The organism is Mesotoga sp. B105.6.4, assembly GCF_002896535.1.
GTDB lineage: Bacteria > Thermotogota > Thermotogae > Petrotogales > Kosmotogaceae > Mesotoga.
Genome location: NZ_JWIM01000051.1, coordinates 1 through 3,569, shown reverse-complemented (window position 1 = coordinate 3,569; position 3,569 = coordinate 1). Strand labels below are relative to the sequence as shown.

General features: G+C 47.7%; 3 protein-coding genes. All 3 read left to right on the top strand.

Translation table 11 applies throughout. The annotated features are described in order from the left end of the window. A partial coding sequence (locus RJ60_RS11285) for a carbohydrate ABC transporter permease (RefSeq protein WP_103134743.1) occupies window positions 1–748 on the top strand: 748 nt, incomplete at its 5' end. A gap of 128 nt (window positions 749–876) precedes the next feature. After that, on the top strand, window positions 877–2,169 hold the full coding sequence (locus tag RJ60_RS11280; RefSeq protein WP_243392385.1) for an endo-1,4-beta-xylanase: 1,293 nt from the start codon (window positions 877–879) through the stop codon (window positions 2,167–2,169). A gap of 14 nt (window positions 2,170–2,183) precedes the next feature. Further along, window positions 2,184–3,569, top strand: a 1,386-nt coding sequence (locus RJ60_RS11275) for a carbohydrate binding domain-containing protein (RefSeq protein WP_103134742.1), incomplete at its 3' end; no start/stop codon positions are given.

Here is a 3,569-nt window from a genome sequence, read left to right as displayed (position 1 = left end):
GAAGTCAACCACACTTGCTGTGATTGAAACTCCCCCGCAATGGATACCCAATAACCCAACACTCGAGAACTACAAAATAATCTTTGCACCCTCGGGAGGCCTTTCGCTAATAAAGGCGACATTAAATAGCGTGATTGTCGCTGTGAGCACAACTCTGGCTACTCTAATGCTTTCAGTCCCCGCGGCGTACGCGTTGTCTCGACTGAGGTTCAGGGGAAGAATGTTCATCTTCTGGATGTATGTTGCGGTCCTGGCCTTTCCAGCAGTGCTGTTTCTGATACCCCACTTCTTCATAATTAACGGAATGGGATTAACAAATTCCTATCTCGCTCTGATCTTACCAGGCCTTGGAGGAACGTTTGGCGTCTTCCTCTTGAGGCAATATATGCTAGATATTCCCAAAGAGCTGGAGGACGCGGCCTGGATAGACGGCTGCTCCAAGTTCAGGTTCCTAATAAGCATAGTGATTCCTTATATTAAGCCGGCAATGTTAGTGCTTTCATTAATGACCTTTTTGGGTTCGTGGAATAGTTTCCTTTGGCCACTGCTCATTCTAAGCAAAGCAGATAAGTTCACACTACCTATTGCACTAATAAGGTTTAGCGCGGGATGGGGAGACCCGTATAGAGGTATTGGGCCTATGATGGCAGGAGCTTTCTTCTCTGTCGCCCCATCTCTGATAATTTTCATCGCATTCCACAGATACTTGATGAAGGGAATCTCCCTGGGATCTCTTGGAAAGGAGTAGATGCCATGTCTAAAATACTGAAGTCTTTTCGGAAAATAGGAGAAGAAGAGTCAGCAATGACCCCAAGGACTTGTCTTCTGTTGATCTTGGGCTTGCTTGTTTGCAGTCTATCTTTTGGAGGTAGTGTCTTGCCTATCGATATTGATGTAAGCACTTTCGAAGAAAGGATAGAGACGGACAGAAAAGTACAGGTTGAGATAGAGATCGTAGATAGAGACGGAGAAGAATTAGACAGCATTTCGGTGTCCGCTAAACAACTTTCACATGAGTTCTACTTCGGAAATGCTCCCGAATACCTGCTTTACGCTTACGCTCAAACCAGTTACAACCGCGGAAGGAGATTCGGGATCAGACCACTGCCCGAGGAAGATCTCGAGGAATATAAGCGTTTGTATCTTGAGCTCTTCAACTTCGCCACTCTTCCCTCCTTCTATTGGGCAGACTATGAGTCCACAGAAGGAAGAATTCGGTTGGCCGAGGCCTCTAAGAAGATCGCCCAATGGCTGGGTGAAAACGAAGTCCCGGTTAAGGGTCATACACTTGTTTGGGGGAATCCGCCGAGCGTAGGTGTGCCCGCCTGGGTAGAAGTGAAAGGAAAGCTCGGTCAATGGGCAGAAGTACGGGAATATCTCTTTTCGAGAGTTGTTAGGGAAGTCGAAGAGTTCAAGGATCTCATTCAATACTGGGATGTCGTTAATGAGCCTATTGTTCAACCCTGGTTCGACTCGATAGGTTCGGATTATATTGCCGAGTCGTTTAGAATAGTTAAGGAAACCGACCCCGACGCCATTACAGTTCTAAACGAATACGGGGTGTTGGTGAATGAGCGGACCAGGCGAGCCTTCATTTCAAGAGCCCGGCAACTCATAAATGAAGGAATTCCCATAGATGTGATTGGAGCCGAAGCGCACATTTTCACTGCTCAGGATCTACTTGGTCAGCTGCGATCCTTGGAAAGCATATATCTTGCAATTGACGAGTTGGCTCAGCTGGGAAAACCTATTCATATATCGGAGTTTCAGATTCCTCTTCCGGCCGTGATAGACGCTTTCGACGTCTCTATAAGTGAGGCCGAAGAGATACAGGCCGAGATCGCCAGGATATTCTACAAAGTCTTCTTCAGCCATCCGGCGGTCGAGGCAATAACGTACTGGAATTTCTACAGGGCATGGCAGTCAGGCAGCGGATTCCTGCGCGACGATCTCTCGATAAAACCGATCTTTGATGAGTTGAAGAAGCTTATACACGAAGAATGGAAAACCTCTGTCCGTCTCGAGACGGATATTTCGGGCAAAGTGGCTTTCAACGGTTTTGCCGGTAAGTATGAAGTCTCGGTGGAAAGCGGAGCGATGTCAGAGACATTCATTATTGACGTTAAGAAGGGCGAGAAGAATGAATTCACCCTTGTTCTCGGGCAATGAATGGGGTGCTCTAAATGAAAACAGCCGCCATTTTATATACCTTTGTTCTCATGATGGTTCTTATTCCGGAAACTCTTGTTGCGAATACAGGTCATGTGCTGACAATAGATCCCAGCAATCCCGGTCCCGAGATAAGTCCCTTCCTCTACGGCGTATTTTTCGAAGACATAAACCATGCAGTAGATGGCGGTCTATACGCTGAGTTGGTAAGAAATCGATCTTTCGAACACAAAGATCCTCTCGAAGGCTGGTTTGCAGTCTTTGAAACCGGTTGCCAGGCAACTTTCTCGGTTGACTCGGACCTGCCGCTTAATGAGAACAATCCCCATTACTTGACTTTTGATATTGAGTCCGAAAACAGATCAGTATCGCTTTCCAACAACGGTTACGACGGCATTCCTTTGAAGGAAGGAAAACGCTACGAGTTTTCCGCGTTCATTCGAGGCAATTCGGAATACAGCGGTGAAATAACAGTTCTACTAACGGATGAGAAGAGCAACAAAATCGTTGAAGCAAGCTTCGGGTCGGCTTTCGGCGGTGAATGGGAGAAGTATTCGGTCGAATTCGTAATTCCCGAAGACTGCAGCAATGGCAGGCTTTTACTTATATTGAGAGGGGCCGGCGAGGTCTGCCTGGACATGATTTCGCTTTTTCCTGAAGAGAACTGGAACGGCATGCGGGTAGATCTTCTAGAGATGCTCGAAGAGCTTAAGCCTGGCTTCATAAGGTTTCCGGGCGGCTGCCTCGTTGAAGGCGACAGCCTGGAGAACGCCTATCGCTGGAAGGATACAATCGGACCGGTAGAAGAGAGGAAGGCAAACTACAACCTCTGGGGCTATCACCAGTCATATGGCATCGGATTCTTCGAATACCTCCTCCTGTCGGAACGCCTTGATGCCGAGCCCATACCGATCTTCAACTCGGGCATGTCGTGTCAGGTTCGGGGAGCCGAGTACTGTCCGATAGATGAGATGGACCAATGGATTTCTAATGTTCTTGACTTCATAGAGTTTGCAAATGGGCCAAAGAATTCATTCTGGGGCTCGAAACGTGTCGAGCTTGGTCATCCCGAGCCCTTTAACGTCAAGTATATTGGTATAGGAAACGAGAATTGGGGCACGGAATATCATGATCGCTTCCCGATGTTCAGAGATGCTGTCAAAGCGAAGTATCCTGAAATCATCATTGTTTTCAGCGGCCCGCCTTCATATGAAGGAGCTTCATTCAACCGGGCGTGGAGATGGGCAAGAGAAAACGAAGTCGAAATTCTTGATGAGCACATGTATGCCGTTCCGGAATGGATGTTAAGGAACACAGATAGATACGACAAGTACGACAGATCCGGTCCAAAGGTCATGCTTGGAGAATACGCAGCCCACGCGGCCGGGACAAGGAACACC